Annotated in this window: 1 protein-coding gene; it reads left to right on the top strand. The window is 42.2% G+C overall.

The annotated features are described in order from the left end of the window. Window positions 1-296, top strand: a 296-nt coding sequence (locus tag H5185_RS23570; protein WP_310741714.1) for a group II intron maturase-specific domain-containing protein, incomplete at both ends; no start/stop codon positions are given.

The following is a 296-nucleotide window of genomic DNA, read 5'->3' as shown; positions in this document are numbered from 1 at the left end:
ATCCCTGTTAACGACCTTATCAAACTGATAAATCCGAAACTAAGGGGGTGGGCGAATTATTATCGTCATTGTGTTGCTAAACAAGTATTCGGGTATGTTGGGCACAAACTATTCTATTCGTTATGGCACTGGGCAGTAAGGCGTCACCCAACAAAGTCTAAGACTTGGGTTGCCCTTAAATACTTCATCAACCGAAAAGGCCAATGGCAATTTCACGGTTGGCAGAAGGTCAAGGATATGGATTGCCAATTCAATCTATTCCAAATAGCCAAAGTGCCTATTGAGAGACATGTGAA

It is taken from the genome of Shewanella sp. SG44-6 (assembly GCF_014164185.1).
GTDB classification, from domain to species: Bacteria; Pseudomonadota; Gammaproteobacteria; order Enterobacterales; family Shewanellaceae; genus Shewanella; species Shewanella vesiculosa.
This window is presented reverse-complemented; position numbering and strand designations above follow the sequence as displayed.